Origin of the sequence: Micromonospora sp. M71_S20, assembly GCF_003664255.1 — a bacterium.
Taxonomy (GTDB): Bacteria; Actinomycetota; Actinomycetes; order Mycobacteriales; family Micromonosporaceae; genus Micromonospora.
This window is the reverse complement of the sequence record NZ_RCCV01000002.1, coordinates 880,660-901,761: the sequence shown is the minus strand read 5'-3', so window position 1 is coordinate 901,761 and position 21,102 is coordinate 880,660. Positions and strand designations below refer to the sequence as shown.

Genomic DNA, 21,102 nt, shown 5'->3' with positions numbered 1-21,102 from the left:
TGGATCATTCGATCGTTGTCGTCTGTTGACAGGAGTGTAGAGATGGCCGACGTCGTCCTGTTCCACCACCTGCGTGGGGTCACCGACGGGGTGCACGAGTTCGCCGAACAGTTGCGGGCCGGCGGGCACACCGTGCACACGCCGGACCTGTTCGACGGCGAGCGACCGGCGACCCTCGACGAGGGCTTCGCGCTGACGAAGCGCATCGGGGGCGAGATGCTCCGCGAGCGCGCCGACCGCGCCGTGGCCGACCTGCCCGGGGGCCTGGTCTACGGCGGGTTCTCCTGGGGCGCCGCCACCGCCCAGCGGCTCGCCCAGACCCGGCCCGGGGCCCGGGGTGCGCTGCTCTACGAATCCTGCCTGCCCGTCACCGGCGAATGGGCCGTCGGCCCCTGGCCCGCCGGGGTCCCGGTGCAGATCCATGGCATGGACGCCGACCCGTTCTTCGCCCTGGAGGGCGACATCGACGCCGCCCGCGAGCTGGTCGGCATCGTCGGCTCCGACCTCGCCGAGCTGTTCGTCTATCCGGGTGATCAGCACCTGTTCACCGACAGCACGCTGCCGTCGTACGACGCGGACGCGACGACCCTGGTGGTGCGGCGGTCGCGGGAGCTGCTCGACCGGTTGCGCTGACCCGGCGGTCCGCCCCGGCTCTCACCCCCGCGCCCTCCGGACGGCGGCGTACGCGTCGACCAGGCCGGCGCCGGTGATGTTCGCGTCGCCGCCGCAGGTCTGCGTCCGGGAGGCGTACGTCGCCACGGCCGGGGTCGCGGTGTCCCGCAGGATCTGCCGGGTACGGGGCAGGTCGCCGACCAGCGTCGGGTCGGCCGACCACATCAGCGCCACCACGCCGGCCACCTGCGGCGTCGCCATCGAGGTGCCGCTCAGGGTGGCGTACCCGCCGCCCGGCATCGCCGAGAGCACCTCGTCGCCCGGCGCGACCAGGTCCGGCTTGGCCGCCCCCGGCACCGGGCCCCGGGACGAGAACAGCGTCACCCGGCGCTGCCGGTCCACCGCGCCCACGGTCAGCACGTCCGCGTACGGGGCGGGCGGGTCGTCGATCGAGCCGCAGTACGGCCCCGTGTTGCCGGCCGCGGCCACCACCATGATGCCGGCGGCGTCCAGGGCGGCGGTGGCCGGCCGGAGCACGCCCGGGTCGCAGCCCTCGATCGCCGGGCAGCCCCACGAGTTGGTGAGGATGTCCGGGGCGCGCGCCGGGCGCCCGTCGGTGAACGGGTCCCCGCCCGGGGGAAAGGGCGCCAGCATGAACTGGAGGCAGTCCAGGTAGTAGGCGGGGTTGCCGAGGTTGCGGTCCAGGTTGACGCAGCCGACCCAGCGGGCGCCCGGCGCCACCCCGATGCCGCCCCGGCCCACCGCGCTGCCCGCCGTGTGGGTGCCGTGCCCGCCCTGGTCGGTCGGCGCCCGGGTGCCGACCCACGGGTCGTGCCAGGAGTCGTCGCCGCCCCGGAAGCCGCCCGCCAGCGCGGGGTGCCCGCCGTCCACGCCCGAGTCCGAACTGCCCACCACGATGCCGGAGCCGTCCACCCCGAGCTGGGACCAGACCCGGTCCGCACCGAGCATCCGGACGTTCCACTCGGGGCCGGTAGGCGCGGGCGCGGTGCCGCGACTGCGGCCGGCCGGCGCGGGCAGCGGTCGTACCCGCTGGCTGACCAGCACCCGGGCGACCTCGGGGCGGCGCGACAGCCAGGCCCGTACCGCCGGCCCGCCGTCCACCTCGACCGCGTTCACGAGGTAGTAGGGGGTGTGGTCCAGCCGCAGCCGGCGCAGGTCCCGGCGCAGGTCGGCCTGGGTCCGCTCGGCGGTCGCGACCAGCCGACGGTGGACCTCGGCGACCCGGGCGTCCCGGCCGGCCCGGCCGGTCGTCGCCGGGACGCCGGCGAGGTCGGCCTGCTCGCGGAGCACCACGAACAGCCGCTCGCCGTGCAGGCCGGGCTGGCCCGCGCCGAGGGCCACCACGCCGACCGCGACCAGCAGGGCGCCGGCGGTCACCCCGGCGACCCGCCGGCTCGGCCGCCGGCCCCGGGTGAGCAGCACCCCGTACGCCACGGCGAGGACGGCCGCGACGGCGAGCCCGGCGCCGGCGGCGGCGGCCACCCAGAACGGCACGTCGCGGGTGCCGGCCAGGAGAAGGGTGATCTCCTCGGGGTCGGCGAAGGCCAGCGGGCCGAGCCCGCCGAGCCCGACCAGCCAACGGGCCGCGGGCCGGAGGGCGCCCGTCCCCGCCCGCCCGGTCGGCTCCCGGCCGTCGGCGTCGGCGGGGTCGGTGGGGACGGCGCCGGCGGGATCGGCCGGGAGCGGGCCCGACGGGTCGGCCGGAGCGGCCCCCGGGGAGCCGACGGGGGCGGCACCCGGCGGGCCGGCCGGGGTCGGGCGGCGGGCCGCCGCGTGCAGGGCCGCCAGCGCGAAGCCGGCCGGCGGCAGGGTCAGCAGCAGGGGGAGCTGGGCCCCGGACTGCCCCACCCCGGCGGCGAGCAGCAGCAGCGCGACCCCGGCGACCAGCCCGCCGACCAGCACCAACCGGGTCGGCCGGGGCGGCTCGCCGACGGTGAAGCGGGACCAGAAGGCGTTGTCCAGCAGCGCCCCGGCCAGCACGCCCAGCGCGGCGGCGGCGAGCCCGGCGAGCACCGTCTCCGACAGCCCGCCGAGCGCCCCCAGCCAGGCCCAGGGCAGCAGCAGCGCCAGCCCGCCGGCCACCCCGAGCAGCGTGGCGGCCGACGCGGGCACCTGGCGCGCCGCGACAGCCGCGGGCACCCGGGGCGTCGTGACCGCCGCGCGGCGGGCCAGCGCCCGCAGGACGAGGGCGGCCAGGGCGGCCGTGGCGGCCAACGCGGCGAGGTACGCCTCGTGGTGCACCGGTGGCAGCGCCCGGAGCAGCCCCAGCGCGCCGAGCGCGAGCGCCGCCGCCAGCCAGGTACGGCCGGCGGTGCGGACCGCCGCCGAGCGGGGCAGCAGGGCGAGCGCCAGCGCGGGCGCACCCACCAGCAGCACGGTGAACAGCACCGTCGCCGGCCAGAGCCAGACCACGCGGTCCAGCCCGGAGGCCAGCAGGACCTGGTCGGCCAGCCAGGCGCCGAGCTGGCCGACGACGACGAGCCCGACCGTCCAGCAGCCGGTCACCGCCGCCGCCACCACCGCCCAGGGGCTCGGCCGGCCCGGCGTGGCCGCCGGGCGTGGGACGGGTTGACCAGCGGGGAACGGGGGGCCGACCTCCATCCCCAGACAGTACGGCGCGGACGGCGTGTCCCGCCGGATGGCGGCGGCGGTTACCGTGGACGGGTGCGTGACCCCAACGTGTCCCGAACGACGGCCGGCCAGCTCTCCCCCGAGCGCCGGGCCGCCGACCTGCGCCGCCTGCGCGCCGAACGCTTCGACGTGCTGGTCATCGGCGGTGGTGTCACCGGGGCGGGGGCCGCCCTGGACGCGGCCTCGCGGGGGTTGAAGGTGGCTCTGGTGGAGGCGCGCGACTACGCCGCCGGCACCTCCAGCCGCTCCAGCAAGCTCATCCACGGTGGCCTGCGCTACCTGGAGCAGCTGGAGTTCCACCTGGTGCACGAGGCGCTCACCGAGCGCGGGCTGCTCGCCACCCGGCTGGCCCCGCACCTGGTCCGGCCGGTGCCCATCCTGGTTCCGCTGCCCGACGGGCGGGGCGTACGCGGCCTGCCCGCCCGGCTGTTCCGCCGCTCCTACTACGGCGCCGGCGTGGCGGCCTACGACGCCTTCGCCGGGGTCTTCGGCGGCGGGCGCGGCATGCCGCTGCACCGGCACCTGACCCGCGAGGGCGCCCGCCGGGTCTTCCCCAGCCTGCGCGCCGACGCGGTGGCCGGCGCGATCCGCTACTACGACGGGCAGGTCGACGACGCGCGGCTGGTGGTGACCCTGGCCCGCACGGCGGCCAGCCTGGGCGCGACCGTGGTGACCAGCACCCGGGCGGTCGGGCTCATCCGGCAGGCCCGCGAGGTCACCGGCGTGCGGATCCGCGACCTGGAGGCGCCCCCCGGCTCCCCGGACGCCGAGTTCGAGGTACGCGCCCGCACCGTCATCGCCGCCACCGGGGTGTGGAGCGACGACATGTCGCGGATGCTGAACGACGTCGGGCTGCGCCCCGGGATCCGCGTCCGGGCCTCCAAGGGCGTGCACCTGGTGGTGCCCCGCTCGGCGATCACCGGCGAGGCCGGGCTGATCCTGCGTACGGCCACCAGTGTGCTCTTCGTCATCCCGTGGGGCGGGCACTGGATCATCGGCACCACCGACACCGACTGGCGGCTGGACCGGTCCCACCCGGCGGCCTCCGCGCGGGACATCGAATACCTGCTGGAGCAGGTCAACACGGTGCTCGACCGGCCGCTCACGACGGCGGACATCGAGGGCGTCTACGCCGGGCTGCGGCCGTTGCTGGCCGGCGAGGCCGACTCCACCTCCAAGCTGTCCCGCGAGCACGCCGTCTTCGAGCCGATGCTCGGTCTGCTGCTGGTCGCCGGCGGCAAGTACACGACGTACCGGGTGATGGCCTCCGACGTGGTCGACCGGGCCGCCCACCGGCTCGGTGCCGTACGCCCCTCCCGCACCGCCGACCTGCCGCTGCTCGGCGCCGACGGCTACCCGGCGATGTGGCGGGACCGGGCGGACCTGGCCCGGCGGCACGGGATGCCGGTCGGGGTGATCGAGCACCTGCTGGAGCGCTACGGCACCCTCACCCGCGACCTGCTCGCGCTGATCGACGCGGACCCGCTGCTGGCCTCCCCGCTGGCCGGCGCCCCGGAGTACCTGGCGGCCGAGGTGACGTACGCGGCCCGGGCCGAGGGGGCGCTGCACCTGGAGGACGTGCTCACCCGGCGGACCCGGATCTCCTTCGAGACGGCGCACCGGGGCCTGGAGTCGGCGGGCCACGCGGCCGAGCTGATGGGCGCGGTGCTCGGCTGGGACGAGGCCACCCGGGCCCGCGAGGTGGAGCACTACCGGGCCCGGGTGGAGGCGGAACGCGAGTCCCAGCTGATGCCCGACGACGCCACCGCCGACGCCGCCCGGCTCGGCGCGCCCGACGTACGGGGCTTCGCGGCGGACCGCGGCGCGGACGACGACCAGGCCGAACTGCCGTCCTCGTCCCGCTGACCGGCCCGGCCCCGGTCACCCCCTACATTCGCCCGCCCGACCCCGGTCAGCGGTTACGGCCCTTACCTACGGTGGGGTAGGTTCCGGCGCGTGCCCCCCGCTTCCTGGTCGCGTCCGGTCCGCGTGTCCGTCGCCGCCCTGTTGGCCGCCGCCCTCGCCGGGTGCTCGCTGCCCGGAAGCGCCGACGACGGCCCCGCGCCGGGGCCGGCCGGCACCGGGCTGTCGCAGCCGGGTCCCGGCGGTGCGGCGACCGCCGGGAAGGGCGAGGTCAGCCTCCTCCAGCGGGTCGGCACGGACGGCCCGCTGCGGACGCTCAACGTGGAACCGGACGGCAGGTGGGAGTGCGCCGACTGCGCCGGCGACGGCGTGACGTCGACCGGGGTGCTCGGCCCGGAACACGTCACCCGGCTCCAGGCGCTGCTCGCCGACCCGGGGCTGGCGAAGGAGACCGACCAGGCCCGGCGCTACCAGGTCACCTGCATCGACGCGCTGACCTCCAGCCTGCTCACCTCGACCGGCCTGGTCACGTCGCAGGACTGCCCGGGCGAGGAGCACCCGCCCATCGCCAACGAGATCCTGCTGCTGCTCACCCAGGCCACCCCGGCCGAGATGACCGCCTGACGGCGCCCGGCCCGGTCCGCGCCGGTCAGAGGACCTTGCCGGGGTTGAGCAGGCCGGCCGGGTCCAGTGCGGCCTTGATCGCCTGGTGCACCCGGACGCCCACCGGGCCGATCTCGCGGGCCAGCCAGTCGCGCTTGAGCAGGCCCACCCCGTGCTCGCCGGTGCAGGTGCCGCCCAGCTCCAGGCCGAGCCGCATGATCTCGTCGAACGCGCGGCGGCCGCGTTCGAGGCTCGCCGGGTCGGCCCGGTCCACCACGATGTTGGGGTGCATGTTGCCGTCGCCGGCGTGGCCGACCACGCCGATCGGCACGTCGCACTCCACGGCGATCCGGGCCACCCCGTCGAGCAGCGCGGCCAGGGCGCCCCGGGGCACCGCCACGTCGTCGATGACCAGGCCGCCGTTGCCGCCCGGGTACGTCTCCGCCGCGAACTTCTCCATCGCGGGGTGCGCGAGCCGGCGGGCCTGTAGCAGGGCCGCCGCCTCCACGGCGTCGGTGGCCGCGTAGACCTCGTCGGCGCCGGCCGCCTCGCAGACCGCGGCCAGGCCGGCCAGGTCGTCGGCCGCGCGGGAGCCGGTGTCGGCGGCGGCCAGCAGCAGCGCTTGGGCGTCCGTGCGCAGCCCCATCGGCCGGTACGCCTCGATCGCCCGCAGGTGCGTCCGGTCGAGCAGCTCCAGCAGGCTGGGGGAGAGCCCCCGGGCGGCGATCTCGGCGACGGCCGCGCCGGCCGCGGCGGTGGACGGGAAGACCGCCACCATGGTCAGCGACTGCGCCGGGGCGGGGCGCAGCGCCACGGTCACCTCGGTGATCACGCCGAGGGTGCCCTCGGAGCCGACGAAGAGCCGGGTGAGGTCGTACCCGGCCACGCCCTTGGCGGTACGCCGGCCGGTGCGCAGCACCTCGCCGGAGGCGAGCACCACCTCCAGCCCCAGCACGTACTCGGTGGTGACGCCGTACTTGACGCAGCACATGCCGCCGGCGTTGGTGGCGACGTTCCCGCCGATCGTGGACGACTCCCACGAGCCCGGGTCGGGCGGGTACCACAGCCCCTGCTTCGCCACGGCGGCGGCGAGCGTCGCGTTGACCACGCCGGGCTGCACCACGGCGATCCGGCTCACCGGGTCGATCTCCAGCACCGCGTCCATCGCGACGGTGCTCAGCACCATCGCGCCGTCGACGGCGTTGGCCGCGCCGGCCAGCCCCGTGCGCGCACCCTGCGGCACCACCGGTACGCCGTGCCGCGCGGCCGCCCGCAGCGCGGCGGCCACCTGTGCGGTGGTGCGGGGACGGACCACGACCAGGGGCGTGCCGGCGGCGCAGAGGTCGGCCTCGTCCCGCTCGTGCATCCGCAGCAGGTCCGGGTCGGTCAGGACGGCGTCGTCGCCGAGCGCCGCCCGCAGGTCGTCGAGGAGGGGGGAACCGGCCATGTCGCCGAGGCTACGGTCGGTCCCGCGCGATCACCAACCGGTCCCCGCTGGGGGTAGTTTGGCCGGCATGCTCTACCTGGACCGGCCCGCCTGGCCGTGGCGGGGACGGCTCTGGTCCCACCTGATCAGCGACGTCTCCCCCGCCGAGCTGCACGCCTTCGCCGAGACGTTGGGCGTGCCCCGCCGGGGGTTCGACCGGGACCACTACGACATCCCGGCCGACCGGTTCGCGATGGCGGTCTGGCTGGGCGCCCGGGTGGTGCCGAGCCGGGAGCTGGTACGCCTGCTCCGCGAGGCCGGCCTGCGCCGCCCCAAGCACCTGAGCCGCCCCCGCCCCGACCCACCCCCCACCCCTGCCCCGCCCACCCCACCCTGCGTCGATCATGCAGTTGTGGTGCCCCGCGAAAGCCGCGAGGGGGCGCTTCTCGCCCACCACAACTCCATGATCGACGCGCGAGGGCGGGAGGGAGCAGGGCAGGGCGGGGGTTAGTGGAGGGTGGATAGTTCGCGGGTCAGGTTGGCCCGGGCCTGGGACTCCCAGTGGCGTGTCAGGGGCGGCAGGCGGAACAGCGCCGGCAGGGCGAGCAGCCCGGCGAGCACCCGGGCACGGCCGGCCCGGAAGGCGGGCTCGGGCACGTGCGCGTACTCCCGGCGGATCGCCGCGGCGTAGCGGTCGTACGCCTCGGGTGGCGCCGCCAGGACGGCGAGGTCGGCGTCGCAGAGCAGCGCACCGTCGGCGTCGCCCGGCTCCACCGCGTGCCCGGCGGTGAGCAGCACCAGCCGGCGCACCTCGGCCACGGCGTCGGCCGGCAGACCCGCCCGGGTGAGCAGCGTGCCGGCGAGCGCCGCGCTGTCGCGCTCGTTGGCGTCGCCCCCGGCGCGCGGGTCGTAGACGGCGTCGTGGCACCAGGCCGCGAGGCGCACCAGGTCCGGCTGCCCGGCGGCCGGCGCGTGCGCGTCGACCACGTCGAGGACGGCCGCGAGGTGGTCGGCGTCGTGGTAGTGCCGGTGCGGCTCCCGCCAGCGGGTCAGCAGATCCTCGCCGACCCGGGTCAGCTCCACCGCGTCGGTCATTCCGGCGCCCCGGGCCGCGGCCCGCCACCGGTCGAGAAGGTCGACCACCCGACCGAGTCTGCCGTACCGCCGCAGCGCCGAGGATTCACCCGGTGCGGCGCGGGTAGTCCCCGCCATGGCCGTGGCGCGGGACCGTCGACCCTCAATGGTGCGAGGCGCCATCCTGCGAGACCGGGCGGCGGACGTCGACGGGCCCCGGGTCGCCCAGGCCCTGAAGACCCTGCGGCACCGCAGCAGGATCACCCTGCACGACCGCCTGCACCGGCTGCGGCTGGGGCTGGGGCTCGCTGTGCAGGCCGGTCTCGCCGCCGGGCTGTCCTGGCTGGCGGCCCACGAACTGCTGGGCAACCCGCAGCCGGTCTTCGCGCCGATCTCCGCCGTGGGCACCCTGGCCGTGTCGGTCGGCCAGCGGTTCCGCCGCACCGTGGAGCTGATCGTCGGGGTGGCGATCGGGGTGGCCGTCGGCGACTTCCTCATCTACCTGCTCGGCACCGGCCCGTGGCAGCTCGGCCTCGTGGTCACCCTGGCCATCGTGCTGACGATCTTCGCCGGCGCCAGCGTGGCCATCGTCATCCAGGCGGCGGCCACGGCGGTGCTGATCGTCACGCTCAGCCCGTCGACCGAGAACCTGGAGATCCCCCGGTTCATCGACGCGTTCGTCGGCGGTGGGATCGCACTGCTGGTCACCGCGGTCCTGCTGCCGCTCAATCCGCTGCGGGTCCTTAACCGGGCCGCCCGGCCGGCCCTGGACCTGCTCGCCGACCAGCTCGACGCCACCGCGGACGCCCTGCGGGAACGGGACCGGGAGAAGGGCCAGCGGGCCCTGGACCGGCTGCGCAACAACCAGCAGGAGCTGTCGGCCTTCACCGAGGCCATCGAGGGGGCGAAGGAGACCGCCCTGCTCTCGCCGGCCCGGTGGCACCGGCGGGACGAGCTCACCCACTACGCCGGGGCCGCCGAGCCGATCGACCGGGCGATGCGCAACGCCGGCACGCTGACGCGGCGCGCGGTGACCCTGATCGAGGACGAGGAGCCCATCCCGGAGACGATGCCCGACGCGGTGGCCCATCTCGCCGAGTCGGTACGCCTGCTCAAGCACGAGTTCGCCGTCGGCGAGGAGCCGGAGCAGGCACGGGAGCGGGCGCTGCGCGCGGTCAGCGAGGCCGGCCGGGCGTACGCCGAGGGGGTCGGCTTCTCCGGCAGCGTGGTGATCGCGCAGGTGCGGACCACCGCCAGCGACCTGATGGTGGCCTCCGGCATAACCCAGGAGGAGGCGAACCGCGGGGTCCGGCAGTCCTTCGGCGACCAGGACCGACCGCGCGGCGAGGGGGAGCGGGACGACGCCCCGAAGCCGCCCGCCGCCCCGCCGCTCGGCTGACCCGCACCCTGTCGCCGGTCAGGCCGCAGGCGAGTGTCCCCCGGTCAGGCGCGCAGGGCGCGGGCGAGACGGTGGACGGCCTCGTCCATGAGGTCGGGTGGGGCGGCGGCGTAGGTGAGGCGAAGGTGGGGGGCCGGGGGTTCGGCGGCGTACCAGGGGCGGCCGGGGAAGACGACGACGCCCTCGGCGGCCGCGGCGGCAGCCAGCGCGACGTCGTCGGTGCCCTCCGGCAGACGTACCCAGAGGTGCATGCCGCCGCGCGGGACCGGCTGCCGGGCCAGTTCCGGCAGGTGCCGGCGGAGCGCGGTCAGCAGCGCCTCCCGGCGGGTCCGCAGCGCGGTACGCAGGGCGCGGCGGTGACGGGTCCAGGCCGGGGCGGTGACGAAGTCGAGCGTGGCCTGTTGCAGCGGGCCGGCGACGAAGAAGTCGTCGAGCAGCCGGGCCGCCCGCAGCCGGGCGCCGGCCGGGCCCCGGGCGCCGATCGCCGCGACCCGCAACCCGGGGGCGGTCGACTTGGTCAGCGAGCGCAGGTAGACGACGTGCCCGTCGGGGTCGTCGGCGGCCAGCGGCGGTGGGGCCTGGCCGTCGATGGTGAGGTCGCGGGCGTAGTCGTCCTCGATCAGGAACGCCCCGGCGTCGCGTACGGCCTCGGCGACCCGGGCCCGGCGGTGATCCGCGAGTGTCGCGCCGTTCGGGTTGGCGTACAGCGGCTGGCAGTAGAACAGCCGGGCGCCGGTGCGGGCGAACGCGGCGGCGAGTTGGTCGGGCCGTACCCCGTCGGCGTCGGCGGGCACGGGCACCACCCGTAGGCCGGCTGCCCGGGCGGCGGCCAGTGCGCCCAGGTAGGTCGGCGACTCGACGAGCAGGGTGTCGCCGGGCGCGGCGAGCGCCCGCAGCGCGGACGACAGCGCGGCCTGTCCGCCCGGGCAGATCACCATGTCCCCGGCGTGCAGCCCGGCCCCGGCCTCGCGGGCGAACCAGGCGCGCAGGTCCTCGCGCCCCTCGGCCGGCCCGCGCTGCCAGGACGCGGGCTGCCGGGCGGCGCGGGTGAGCGCGGCCCCGAGCGCGGCGGCGGGTTGCAGCTCCGCGCCCAGATAACCCCCGGACAGCGGAATCGCTCCTGCTGGCGGTAACGCCAGTAGCGCCTGCATCTCGTCCTCGCCCGGTCGGCGGGGGCCGAGCGCCACGGTCTGCCACGACAGGTCGGGGGCGCGCCACTCGCGCGGCGGGGCGGCCACGAAGGTGCCTCTGCCGGCTCGCGTCTCGACCAGCCCCTGGGCCACGAGCTGACGAATGGCCTCGGCGACGGTGACCGGGGATGCCTGGTGCCGGGCGGTCAGCTCGCGCACCGAGGGCAGCCGCGTGCCGGGCTCCGCGACGGCCGCGAGCGCGCGCAGGTCTTGGACGACGCGGTCGGCTGCGTTACCGTCATTCATGAACGGAAATAGTAGCGCTACTGTCGGGACGGCGGTAACGGTGGACCGGACGGTCGGTCTCGCCCTCGGCGCGCTGGGCGTGCTCGCCTTCAGCATGTCGCTGCCCGCGACCCGCGTCGCCGTGCAGCAGCTCGACCCGTGGTTCGTCGCCTTCGGCCGGGCCGTCGGCGCGGCGCTGCTGGCATGGGCGTACCTACGCTCCACCGGCGCCCCGCGACCCACGCGCCGTCAGTGGCGGCGGCTGACGGTCGTCGCCCTCGGCGTCGTCGTCGGTTTCCCGCTGTTCACCTCGCTGGCGCTCATCACCCAGACCTCCGCGCACGGCGCGGTCGTCATCACCGTGCTGCCCGCCATGACCGCCGTGTTCGCGGTGCTGCGGGCCGGCGAGCGACCGCCGCCGCTGTTCTGGGTCGCCAGCGCCGGCGGGCTGCTGGCGGTGCTCACCTTCCTCGGCGCCAGCGGCGCGGTACGGGGGGCCCTCGCCCCGCCCGACCTGTTCCTGCTCGCCGCGGTCGTGCTCTGCGGCCTGGGTTACGCCGAGGGCGGTGCGCTCGCCCGCGAGCTGGGCGGCGCCCGGACGATCTGCTGGGCGTTGCTGCTCTCGCTGCCCGTCACCGTGCCCGTCATGGTCGTCGCCGCCGTGGCCGCTCCGCCGCGCGCCGACCCCGTCGCGTGGTCGGCGTTCGGCTACCTCACCGTGGTCTCCATGTTCCTGGGCTTCTTCGCCTGGTACGCGGGCCTGGCCCGGGGCGGCATCGCGCAGGTCGGCCAGATCCAGCTCGCCCAGCCGGTGCTCACCCTGCTCTGGTCGGCGCTGCTGCTCGGCGAGGCCGTCACCCCCGCCTCGATCGCGGCGGCGGTGGCCGTGCTGGCGTGTGTGGTGCTGATCCAGCGCACCCGCGGTCGCGCGCCGGCACCGGCGGTGGGGGAGGCCTGACGGGGTACCCGCCGCTGCGTACGGACTCGTACCGGAGCCGGCCGCCCGCCGGCTCCGGTACGAGAAGACGGGGCGTGGGCCGGTCAGGTCAGCGTGGCGAGGGCGGCGAGCAGCCGGTCCACGTGCCCGGTCGTGCTGCCCAGGCCGATGCTGGCGCGCAGGGCGGTCGGCGGCAGGTCCCGCCGGCCGCTGCGGGCGGCCGCCTCGTCGAGCAGCCGCCGGGCCAGCGGGTGGGCGCAGAAGAGGCCGTCGCGCACCCCGATGCCGTACGTCCCCGCCAGTTCCGCCGCCACCTCCGCCGAGTCCCGGCCGGCGACCACGAACGACACGATCCCCACCCGGGGCGCCGCCGGCCCGAACATGCGCAGCTCCAGCACGTGCGGCAGGGCCGCGAAGCCCGCGCGCAGCCGGGTCAGCAGAGCCTGCTCGGCGTCGTGCAGGACGGCCCGGTCGGCGTCGGCCAGCGCGGCGCAGACCGCCGCCAGGGCGACCGCGCCGAGCAGGTTCGGCGTGCCGGCCTCGTGCCGGGCCGGGCCGGTCGCCCACCGCACGTCGTGGGTGGCCGCACCGACGTGGCTGGTGGCGCCCCCGCCGGCCAGGTACGGCGGCGCGGCGTCCAGCCAGTCCGCCCGCCCGACGAGCACCCCCGCGCCGAACGGCGCGTACAGCTTGTGGCCGGAGAGCGCGAGGTAGTCGACGTCGAGGGCGGCGACGTCCACCGGCGCGTGCGGGACGAGCTGCGCGGCGTCCACCGCGATCCGGGCCCCGTGCCGCCGGGCCACCCGGGCCAGCTCGGCCACCGGCCAGCGTTCGCCGGTCACGTTGCTCGCGGCGGTCACCGCGACCAGCACGGGCGGGCCTTGCCCGGCGCCGGGGCGGGCGGGCCCCGAACCGCCCCTTGCGTCCGGCCTGCGCAGCTCGCCGAGCGCGGCGTCCAGCGCGCGGACCGCCCCGGCGGGCTCCCCCGGCACCGGCAGCCGGACCGAGCCCCGCGGCCAGGGCAGCAGGTTGGCGTGGTGCTCCCCGCCGAAGGTGACCACCGTCGTGCCGGCGGGCAACGCCCGGGCCAGCAGGTTCAACGCGTCGGTGGTGTTGCGGGTGAAGACCACGTGGTCGTCGGCGCGGGCGCCGAGGAAGTCGCCGACCGTCTGCCGGGCGCGCTCGTAGGCGAGGGTGCAGCGCCGCGACAGCGCCCCGGCGCCGCGGTGCACGCTGGCGTACCAGGGCAGCAGCTCGGCCACCGCGTCGGCCGCGGCCCGCGCGCAGGGCGCGGTGGCCGCGTAGTCGAGGTTCACCTGGCCGGGTACGCCGAGCACGTCGAGCGGGGCGGCGACGGCGGGCGGCTGCGGCGCGGGCGGGGGTACGAGGGTGACGGTCATGGCCGACCTCCGGGGGTCCAGGGACCCCGGGTGGGCGCACACGGGCGGGGTCCGCGCTTGCCCGGCACGCGGATCGCGCCGGGCCCGGTCATCACCCGGGGCACCCCACCGCGAACTCGACGAGGGTTGCCGGCCAGCAAGCCGGGGCTTGACGCTGGCGCTCGTGACCTGCCGGCAGCATAGCCGGGTCAATGCGGCCGGACCAGGCGGCCGGGGATGGCTACGCTGACCGCATGGCCGACACCCCGCCCGGCGCACCCCTGCCGCCGTCGCCGACCGCGCCCGCCGTTCCGCCGCCCGGCGGGGCCGGGCCCCGGATGCCGCTGCGTCGGCTGGGGTGGGGTCGGGCCCTGGTGCTGGCCGGCACCGTCCTGTTCATCGCGGCCTGCGCGCTGTTCATGGTCTTCAGACTCGGTGAGAATCTCGGCGTCGAGGCGCTGCTGATCGGCCTGGTCGCCGCGATCCTCCCGGTTCCGGTGCTGGTGGGCTGTTTCCTCTGGCTGGACCGCTATGAACCGGAGCCCCTGAAATACCTGATCTTCTGCTTCGTCTGGGGCGCTTTCGTCTCCACCGCCGCATCACTTGAGGTCAACGGCTTCTTCGCGGGGCTGTTCGAGGACTGGGGGCTGCCGACCGCGCTGACCGCGGTGCTGGTCGCGCCGTTCATCGAGGAGCTGACCAAGGCCATCGGGCCGATCCTGCTGCTGATCTTCCGTCGGCGGGAGTTCTCCGGCATCACCGACGCCCTGGTCTACTGCGGGCTCTCCGCGGTCGGCTTCGCCATGGTGGAGAACATCCTTTACCTGGGCGGCTACGGCTACGCCACCGGCGTGGAGCGGTACGGGCCGGCGACCGGCACCCAGCAGGTCATCGCCATCTTCATCGTCCGGATCCTGCTCTTCGGCTTCGCCCACCCGCTGTTCACCTCCATGACCGGGGTGGGGCTGGGCATCGCCGCGCGCGCCGCCAGCCGGTGGGTGCGGGTGCTCGCGCCGCTCGCCGGCCTGCTGCTGGCGATGATGCTGCACGGGCTCTGGAACCTGCTGCCGACGCTCACCCAGGCCACCGGCGAGACGCTGATCATGCTGTACGGGTTCATCGGCGTGATGGTGCCGTTGTTCTTCGGCATGGTCGGGCTCGCCGTGTGGCTACGGGCCTGGGAGGGGCGGCTCACCGAGCGGACCCTGCCCGACTACGTCCGGGCGGGTTGGCTGACCCCGCCGGAGGTGGCGGCGCTGAGCAGCCTGGGACGGCGGCACGCGGCCCGGGTGTGGGCCAAGCGGGTGGCCGGCGACGGCGGGCTGAAGGCGATGCGCGGCTACCAGTTCGCGGCGACCCGGCTGGCGCTGCTGCGCGACGGCGCGCTGCGCGGCCTGGACCGCCGCCCGGTGGACCGGGAGCGGACCGCGCGGGAGGAACGCGAGCTGCTGGAGGCGATCGGCGCGTACCGGTCGTACTTCGTGGGCCGCGACCCGCAGGTGCCGGCGGGGATCTGGGACGGGCACCGCTACCACCTGCGGTTCCCGGACGGCACGCAGCGGACGGTCGAGGCGCCGGACGAGCCCGTCGTGCCGATCCCGGTGGTGCTCGTCCCGCCGCCGCCCCCGGTGCACCCGGCCGGCTTCGGCCCGCCCGGCTGGTACGGCCAGCAGCCGCTGGCGCCGTGGCCCCCCGGTCGCCCCTGACGCATCCGCGGGCCATCTCCTGATCCCGGGACCGGGGCCGCCCCGCGAGGCCGGCCCCGGTCGTCAGGTCATCAGGCTGGTGAGGAAGTCACCGAGGCCCTGCGCCATGGCCATCAGTCCCGCCCCGATCGCCTTGAACATCTCCGCCGCGCCCTCCGGCCGGAAGGCCATGAAGTAGATCAGGAACGCGACGCTCCCCCAGAGCAGAATCTTCTTCACGAGTACCGGCATCGCGTCCCTCCCCAGGGCCGGTGATGCGGCTGGCTTCCCGGCGGGGAGCGACGCAAACGGCACCCGCGCCCTCATCCGGGCGGGTGGGGCGGGGGTGGGCTCAGAGGTAGAGGCCGGTGGAGTCGTTCTCCACCCGCTCGGCGGCCACGGCGTGCACGTCGCGCTCGCGCAGCAGCACGTACCCGCGGCCGTGCAGCTCGACCTCGGAGCGGTCGTCGGGGTCGAAGAGGACCCGGTCGCCCGAGACGATGGCGCGTACGTTCGGCCCCACGCCCACGGCGGTGGCCCAGGCCAGGCGCTTGCCCACGGCGGCGGTCGCCGGAATCACGATGCCGGCGGTCGAGCGTCGCTCACCCTCGCTCCCCTCCATCCGCACCAGCACACGGTCGTGCAGCAGGCGGATCGGCAGCTTGGAGTCGAGATTCTGGTCGGCGGTCACGCCGGAGACGCTACCGTGTCCCGGTCGGCCGGCCGTGGGCGGTTACGCGCCGGGGGCCGGGGGCAATGTGTGGCGGACCTGCCCTACGGTGGCGTCGTCGGACGTATCCTGTCCGCCCACCGGCGTGGGCGGGCCGGTCTCTTGCCAGGAGGTGCGCTTGAGCCGCTTCGAGCAGATACGCGGACGGCTCCGTCGCGCGTACGAGTCGGGCCGGGAGTCGGTGCGCGCGCGCCGTACGGACCCGGTCGACGGCCCCGAACCGGCCGGCGTGGCCTCGCCGACGTCCCCCGGACCGGCGGCGGCGCCGTCCGCGACCGTGGTCGGCGCCCCGCCGCCCGGGGCGATGCACAACTCCACCTCCAGCCGGGACGACGCGGACGTGCCGCACGCGTTGCGGATAGCCGCCGCGTGGTCCTGGCGGCTGATCGTGATCGGCGTGGTGGCCTGGGCGCTGCTGAAGATCGTCGGCACGGTCCGGATCGTGGTCATCCCGCTGGCCGTCGCGCTGCTGCTCTCGGCGCTGCTCGCGCCAGCGGTCGGCTGGCTGCTGCGGGCCCGGTTCCCCCGGTCCATGGCGACGGCGGTGGTCCTGGTGGGCGGCCTGGCCGGGGTGATCGGCACGCTGACCCTGGTGGTGAACGAGTTCATCCAGGGCGTGCCGGAGCTGAGCAAGAAGTCCTCGGAGGGCGTCCGGCAGATCCAGGACTGGCTGAAGACCGGCCCGCTGCACCTCTCCGACGGCCAACTCGACAACTACATCGAGGAGGGCCAGAAGTGGATCAACAACAACACCGAGAAGTTCACCAGCGGCGCCCTCTCCACGGCCGCCACGCTGGCTGAGGTGCTGACCGGCACGCTGCTGGTGCTCTTCGCCACCTTCTTCTTCCTGCGGGACGGCAACAAGATCTGGCGCTTCCTGGTCCGGCTGCTGCCGGTGGCCGCCCGCTGGAAGGTCGACGACGCCGGGCGGGCGTCCTGGGCGACCCTGGTCGCCTACGTCCGGGCGACCGTGCTGGTCGCCTTCATCGACGCGGTCGGCATCGGCGTCTTCCTGGTCATCTTCGACATCCCGTTCGCCTTCCCGCTCGCCGCGCTGGTCTTCCTCGGGGCGTTCATCCCGATCGTCGGGGCGACCCTGTCGGGCGTCGTCGCGGTCCTGGTGGCGCTGGTCGACAGCGGCCCGGTGACCGCGCTGATCATCCTCGGCGCGGTGATCGGGGTGCAGCAGGTGGAGGGGCATCTCCTCCAGCCGCTGATCATGGGTCGGGCGGTGGCCATCCATCCGCTCGCGGTCATCATCGGCATCGCGGCCGGCGTGGTCCTCGCCGGGATCACCGGCGCGCTGGTCTCGGTGCCGCTGATCGCCGTGCTCAACACGGCCGTGCGCCGGCTCGCCGCCCGCACCGTCCCGGACACCCCGCCCGACGCCGTCGTCGTCGCCTCCCAGGCACCCTGACGGGTCAGGACTTGGCGAGGCGTTCGAGGGCGCCGCGGGCGACCTCCGGCCGGGTGGTGTACCAGAACGGCGGCAGCGACCGGCGCAGGAACGGCCCGTAGCCCCGGGCGGTCTCCAGGCGCGAGTCGAGCACCGCCACCACGCCCTTGTCGCCCGTCGACCGGATCAGCCGGCCCACCCCCTGGGCCAGCCTGATCGCGGCGATCGGCACGCTGACCGCCGCGAAACCCGACCCGCCGCCGGCGTCCACCGCCGCCGCCCGCGCCGCCGCCAGCGGCTCGTCCGGCCGGGGGAAGGGCAGCCGGTCGATGACCACCAGCTGGCAGGAGTCGCCCGGCACGTCGACCCCCTGCCAGAGCGACATCACCCCGAACAGGCAGCTGGACTTCTCCTCCCGGAACCGGCGTACCAGCAGCGGCAGCGCCTCCTCGCCCTGGAGCAGGACCGGCAGGTCGGTCCGCGCGCGCAGCAGCTCCGCCGCCTGCTGGGCGGCCCGCCGGGAGGAGAAGAGGCCGAGCGTACGCCCGCCGAGCGCGGTGACCAGCGCGAGCAGCTCCTCGCCGGCCGCGTCGGGCAGCCCGGAGACGCTGGGCCGGGGCAGGTGTGCGGCGACGTACAGGATGCCCTGCCGGGGGTAGTCGAACGGCGAGCCGACGTCGAGGGAGCGCCACCCGGGCCCCGAGGTGGCCGGCGCCCCCGCCGGGCCGGTCGCGGCGCTGCCCTCCGCCGACCCGGTGCCGCCGGTGCGCCCGGCGGAACGGGCGGCCAGGGCGGCGGCGGCCGGCGACGGCGGGTCGGCCGGGGGCGCCTCCAGGCCCAGCGCCCGGGCCACCGTGTCGAACCGGCCGCCCAGCGTCAGCGTCGCCGAGGTGGCGACGACCGTACGCTCCTCGTACAGGTGGGTGGCGAGCGTGCCGGCGACCGAGAGCGGCGCGACCACCAGCGCACGGCGACCGGTGTTGTCGTTCTTCTCCACCCAGGCGACGTCGTGGTCGGCCTCCTCCAGCAGCCGCTGCGCGGTGGCGGAGAGTTCGTCGAGCACGGCCTTGGCCTGCTGCTTGCGCACCGGGTCCGGGTCGTCGGACTTGACCTCGCCGATCGCGTCGAGCGCCGCCCGGGTGGCCGCGTCGAGCAGGGTGCACGCCTCGCGCAGCGCGGACGGCAGCCCCGAGGTGATCCGCCCGGCCGGCGCCTCGGCCAGCCCGACCGCCAGGGCGTCGCCGGCCGCGGTGAGCGACTCGGCGACGTCCGGCCGCAGCAGCGGGCGGGCCCGCTTCGCGGAGCGGTCGATCAGCTCCGGCACCAGCTCGGCCTGCGCGGCGGAGGAGACCCGGTCGGCCAGCTCGTGCGCCTCGTCGACGATGAGCAGCTTGTGCGGCGGCACGATGTGCCGGCCGGCGAGCATGTCCACCGCGAGCAGGCTGTGGTTGGTGACCACGATGTCGGCCTCCCGGGCGCGGGCCCGGGACGCCTCGGCGAAGCACTCCGCGCCGAACGGGCAGCGGGACGCGCCGACGCACTCCCGGGCCGGCATGGAGACCAGCCGCCAGGCCTGGTCGTCGACGCCCGGGTCCAGCTCGTCCCGGTCGCCGGTGTCGGTCTTCTCCGCCCAGTCGCGCAGCCGCTGGACCTGCTTGCCGAGCCGGCCGGCCTCGCCGAGCCACTTGGTGCCGCCGCCGGGGCGTGCGGCCGGGGCGTCGAAGAGGGTGTCCTCCGGCTCGTCCTCGGTGGAGTTGTCCAGCCGGGCCAGGCAGAGGTAGTGGTGCCGTCCCTTCAGGACCGCGAAGGTGGGCCGCCGGCCGAGCACCGGCTCCACGGCGTCGGCGAGCCGGGGCAGGTCGTGGTCGACCAGTTGGGACTGCAACGCCAGGGTGGCCGTGGAGACCACCACCGGACCGTCCACCGTCAGCGCGGGCGTCAGGTAGGCCAGCGACTTGCCGGTGCCCGTGCCGGCCTGCACCAGCAGGTGCTCCCGCGCCTGCACGCACTCCTCGATGGCGGTCGCCATCTGCTGCTGACCGGGACGGGCCGCCCCGCCCGGCACCGCGCCGACCGCGGCGGCGAGCAGCTCCACCCCGCTCGGCCGGGCGCCCCGCCGCCGGCCTCCGGTGCGGGGCGAGGGGGCGGCGGAACCGGTGGCGAGGCGCGGAGTCACCGTGCGACGGTACCCGCCGTCCCCGACACCGGCCGCGCCGATCCGGGTGTGGCGTCGTCACGGTACGGTCTCCCGTCGACCGCGTCCGGTTACTTCCGTGCGGCGACCGATGGGCGGTATCGGTTAGGGTGCGACTCATGCCGAGCGACGTGGTCCGCGTGATCTACCGCAAGTACGACGGCAGCGCCCATCGTGACTACCCGGCCCGCCGTCTGGCCGAGGACGAGCTCGGCGTCTGGCTCGGCGTGACCGAGGGCACGAAGTCCGTCTACCACGGCCGGCCGTCGGTGGAGCAGATCCCGTTCGTCCTCCTGGTGCCGCACCACGCCTGGTGGACCGGCATGTTCAACCCGCCGCCCCGGACCAGCGAGGTCTACTGCGACATCGCCAGCCCGGCCCGCTGGGAGAACGACGACACCGTCCACCTCATCGACCTCGACCTCGACGTGGTGCGTCGGCGGGCGACCGGCCTGGTGGAGCTGCGCGACGAGGACGAGTTCGCCGAGCACCGCGCCCGCTTCGGCTACCCGGACGACGTGGTGACGCAGGCCGAGGCGGCGGCCCGGTGGCTCCTCGGGGCGCTGGGCGACGGCGTCGAACCGTTCGCCACGTCGTACCGGAAGTGGTTGGCCCTGGTGGTCTGACCACCGGCAGCGGCACGGGTCCTCACCAGCGCGGCGGCCAGCCGTCCTCGGCCGTCAGCGGCGGCAGGTCGCCCAGCTTCTCCGGGTTGAGCTGGTGGAACAACCCGGTCACCCGGCCGTCGTCAACCGCGAGGGCGGCGATTACCCGCAGCGTCCGGCCGTCCGGGTGCGGGCTCTCCATGTGCAGGCCCTCCACGCCGTCGACAAGCACCCGACGGGCGCGCAGCGTGCCGCCGTACCGGCCGGCGCGGCCGAACAGGCCCAGGACGAAGCGGGCCACCGAGTCGGCCCCGACCACCGGGCGTCGGGCCGCCGGGAAGTGGCCGCCGCTGTCGCCGATGGCGACGACGTCCGGGGCGAGCACCCGCACCAGCGCGTCCAGCTCGCCCGACTCGACGGCGGCCACGAAGGCGGCGAGCACCCGGCGCTGCTCGACGGCGTCGGCGGTGTGCCGGGGCGCGTCGGACGCGTGCACCGCCCGGCGGGCCCGGGAGGCGAGCTGGCGGGCGGCGGCGTCGGTCGTACCGAGCACCTCGGCGATCCGGGAGAACGGCACGGCGAAGACGTCGTGCAGCACGAACGCGACCCGCTGCTCCGGGGCGAGCCGCTCCAGCACCACCATCAGGGCGGTGCCGACCTGGTCGGCGCGGACCGCCCGCTCGGCGGGGTCGGGCGCGAAGCCGTCGGTACGCGGGCCCTGGTCGAGTGGCGTCACCACGGGCTCCGGCAGCCACTGGCCCGGGTACGCCTCCCGCCGCACCCGCGCCGAGCGGAGCACGTCGAGGCAGATTCGGGCGCAGGTGGTGGTGAGCCAGGCGCCGAGGTGCCGGATCTCGGCGCGGGCCGCCGGGTCGGCGAGCGCGGCGGCGTACCGCAGCCAGGTCTCCTGGACGGCGTCCTCCGCCTCGCTGCGGCTGCCGAGCATCCGGTGGGCCACCGCCAGCAGCCGCCCCCGCTCCACCTCGAACTCCGCCACCAGATCCCCCACGCCACCCCTCCCACTCCGCCCCGCCCTGACCCGCTCCCGCCCCGCGCCGCCCACCCACTCCCGCCCCATTCTCCCGCCCCCCGCACCCGCGCCCCAAGAGCGGGTCGATCATGCAGTTCTGGT

The 21,102-nt window shown here is 76.1% G+C and carries 17 protein-coding genes, 2 pseudogenes and 1 riboswitch; of the genes and pseudogenes, 9 read left to right on the top strand and 10 right to left on the bottom strand.

Features of this window, described 5'->3' with window-relative positions; all coding sequences use genetic code 11:
• Positions 1–42 precede the first annotated feature (42 nt).
• Entirely contained in the window at positions 43–633 is a 591-nt protein-coding gene (locus DER29_RS25110; protein WP_121400064.1) for a dienelactone hydrolase family protein, read from the top strand.
• A 21-nt stretch (positions 634–654) separates the two neighbouring features.
• Here DER29_RS25110 and DER29_RS25105 read toward each other — a convergent pair whose 3' ends face one another.
• On the bottom strand, positions 655–3,234 hold the full coding sequence (locus DER29_RS25105) for a S8 family serine peptidase (protein ID WP_121400063.1): 2,580 nt from the start codon (positions 3,232–3,234) through the stop codon (positions 655–657).
• A 78-nt stretch (positions 3,235–3,312) separates the two neighbouring features.
• Here DER29_RS25105 and DER29_RS25100 point away from each other — a divergent pair, with 78 nt between their 5' ends.
• Together DER29_RS25100 and DER29_RS25095 are read left to right on the top strand one after the other, a co-directional pair.
• Positions 3,313–5,130: a glycerol-3-phosphate dehydrogenase/oxidase gene (locus DER29_RS25100; protein WP_121400179.1), complete on the top strand. Its 1,818-nt coding sequence runs from the start codon at positions 3,313–3,315 to the stop codon at positions 5,128–5,130.
• A 90-nt stretch (positions 5,131–5,220) separates the two neighbouring features.
• The gene (locus DER29_RS25095) at positions 5,221–5,751 is read left to right on the top strand and encodes a hypothetical protein (RefSeq protein ID WP_121400062.1); all 531 of its coding nucleotides are present in this window, start codon (positions 5,221–5,223) and stop codon (positions 5,749–5,751) included.
• A gap of 25 nt (positions 5,752–5,776) precedes the next feature.
• Here the strand turns inward: DER29_RS25095 and DER29_RS25090 are convergent, their stop codons facing one another.
• Positions 5,777–7,177, bottom strand: coding sequence for an FAD-binding oxidoreductase (locus tag DER29_RS25090; protein ID WP_121400061.1), 1,401 nt, complete (start codon positions 7,175–7,177; stop codon positions 5,777–5,779).
• A gap of 67 nt (positions 7,178–7,244) precedes the next feature.
• Here DER29_RS25090 and DER29_RS36370 point away from each other — a divergent pair, with 67 nt between their 5' ends.
• Complete coding sequence (locus tag DER29_RS36370; RefSeq protein ID WP_370040537.1) at positions 7,245–7,667, top strand: DUF4031 domain-containing protein; 423 nt, start codon at positions 7,245–7,247, stop codon at positions 7,665–7,667.
• On the opposite strand, the gene DER29_RS25080 is transcribed toward DER29_RS36370, so the two are convergent.
• Positions 7,664–8,299 carry a metal-dependent phosphohydrolase gene (locus DER29_RS25080; protein ID WP_121400060.1) on the bottom strand — a complete coding sequence of 212 codons (636 nt, stop codon included), beginning with the start codon at positions 8,297–8,299 and terminating at the stop codon, positions 7,664–7,666. The genes DER29_RS36370 and DER29_RS25080 overlap by 4 nt on opposite strands.
• A 97-nt stretch (positions 8,300–8,396) precedes the next feature.
• Here DER29_RS25080 and DER29_RS25075 point away from each other — a divergent pair, with 97 nt between their 5' ends.
• Positions 8,397–9,629, top strand: a complete 1,233-nt coding sequence (locus DER29_RS25075) for an aromatic acid exporter family protein (protein WP_199729524.1) — start codon at positions 8,397–8,399, stop codon at positions 9,627–9,629.
• 44 nt (positions 9,630–9,673) lie between these two features.
• Here the strand turns inward: DER29_RS25075 and DER29_RS25070 are convergent, their stop codons facing one another.
• Positions 9,674–11,065: a PLP-dependent aminotransferase family protein gene (locus DER29_RS25070; protein ID WP_121400058.1), complete on the bottom strand. Its 1,392-nt coding sequence runs from the start codon at positions 11,063–11,065 to the stop codon at positions 9,674–9,676.
• A gap of 40 nt (positions 11,066–11,105) precedes the next feature.
• Between DER29_RS25070 and DER29_RS25065 the strand changes: the two genes are divergently transcribed.
• Positions 11,106–12,002, top strand: a complete 897-nt coding sequence (locus DER29_RS25065) for a DMT family transporter (RefSeq protein ID WP_233600128.1) — start codon at positions 11,106–11,108, stop codon at positions 12,000–12,002.
• 83 nt (positions 12,003–12,085) lie between these two features.
• On the opposite strand, the gene DER29_RS25060 is transcribed toward DER29_RS25065, so the two are convergent.
• Positions 12,086–13,381 carry an aminotransferase class V-fold PLP-dependent enzyme gene (locus DER29_RS25060; RefSeq protein WP_121400056.1) on the bottom strand — a complete coding sequence of 432 codons (1,296 nt, stop codon included), beginning with the start codon at positions 13,379–13,381 and terminating at the stop codon, positions 12,086–12,088.
• A 48-nt stretch (positions 13,382–13,429) separates the two neighbouring features.
• Positions 13,430–13,550: riboswitch (SAM riboswitch) on the bottom strand.
• A 22-nt stretch (positions 13,551–13,572) separates the two neighbouring features.
• Here DER29_RS25060 and DER29_RS25055 point away from each other — a divergent pair.
• A complete protein-coding gene (locus DER29_RS25055) occupies positions 13,573–15,066 on the top strand; it encodes a PrsW family intramembrane metalloprotease (protein ID WP_121400055.1) in 1,494 nt (497 codons plus the stop codon).
• Positions 15,067–15,129: 63 nt separating this feature from the next.
• Here the strand turns inward: DER29_RS25055 and DER29_RS34710 are convergent, their stop codons facing one another.
• Positions 15,130–15,297: a hypothetical protein gene (locus DER29_RS34710; protein ID WP_165947924.1), complete on the bottom strand. Its 168-nt coding sequence runs from the start codon at positions 15,295–15,297 to the stop codon at positions 15,130–15,132.
• Between the two features lie 100 nt (positions 15,298–15,397).
• The gene (locus DER29_RS25045; RefSeq protein ID WP_121400053.1) at positions 15,398–15,736 is read right to left on the bottom strand and encodes a co-chaperone GroES; all 339 of its coding nucleotides are present in this window, start codon (positions 15,734–15,736) and stop codon (positions 15,398–15,400) included.
• An 88-nt stretch (positions 15,737–15,824) separates the two neighbouring features.
• On the opposite strand from DER29_RS25045, the gene DER29_RS25040 reads away from it, so the two are divergent.
• A complete protein-coding gene (locus DER29_RS25040) occupies positions 15,825–17,192 on the top strand; it encodes an AI-2E family transporter (protein ID WP_121400052.1) in 1,368 nt (455 codons plus the stop codon).
• Positions 17,193–17,196: 4 nt separating this feature from the next.
• On the opposite strand, the pseudogene DER29_RS36365 reads toward DER29_RS25040, so the two are convergent.
• Both DER29_RS36365 and DER29_RS36360 read right to left on the bottom strand, forming a co-directional pair.
• Positions 17,197–17,895, bottom strand: a pseudogene (locus DER29_RS36365) (ATP-dependent DNA helicase); the annotation flags it as partial.
• Positions 17,896–17,997: 102 nt separating this feature from the next.
• Positions 17,998–19,415: pseudogene (locus DER29_RS36360) on the bottom strand (ATP-dependent DNA helicase); the annotation flags it as partial.
• A gap of 69 nt (positions 19,416–19,484) precedes the next feature.
• Between DER29_RS36360 and DER29_RS25030 the strand changes: the two are divergent.
• The gene (locus DER29_RS25030; protein WP_121400050.1) at positions 19,485–19,991 is read left to right on the top strand and encodes a DUF402 domain-containing protein; all 507 of its coding nucleotides are present in this window, start codon (positions 19,485–19,487) and stop codon (positions 19,989–19,991) included.
• Between the two features lie 22 nt (positions 19,992–20,013).
• Here DER29_RS25030 and sigJ read toward each other — a convergent pair whose 3' ends face one another.
• Positions 20,014–20,979, bottom strand: coding sequence for an RNA polymerase sigma factor SigJ (sigJ, locus tag DER29_RS25025; RefSeq protein ID WP_121400049.1), 966 nt, complete (start codon positions 20,977–20,979; stop codon positions 20,014–20,016).
• Positions 20,980–21,102: the final 123 nt, after the last annotated feature.